Here is a 303-nt window from a genome sequence, read left to right on the forward strand (position 1 = left end):
CGGACAGATCAAAGTTCGCCGTTAATGCATAACCGGTCTGATCGACGTTGCCGCCCGCGGTCAGGTCGTATTTAACACTCTCGAAGCCTGCGGTCAGGCTGAATCCATCCGTACTCCAGGTAACGGAGGGGCGATAACCTGATATTGCGGTACCGTTATCACCGGCGGTGTCATCGTCACCATAGATAGTATCCAGTTCAAACTTCAGACTGTCAGAGGCTTTGAAGTGCAGGGCGATCTGACCGCCATCATCACCGGCAAAACCGCGCACTTTGTTTGCTTCATAAACTGATACGCCACCGG

The 303-nt window shown here is 53.1% G+C and carries 1 pseudogene; it reads right to left on the reverse strand.

Going from position 1 to position 303, the window contains the following annotated elements:
- Positions 1 to 303: pseudogene (locus JW499_RS22010) on the reverse strand (carbohydrate porin); the annotation flags it as partial.

Origin of the sequence: Amphritea pacifica (assembly GCF_016924145.1) — a bacterium.
GTDB lineage: Bacteria > Pseudomonadota > Gammaproteobacteria > Pseudomonadales > Balneatricaceae > Amphritea > Amphritea pacifica.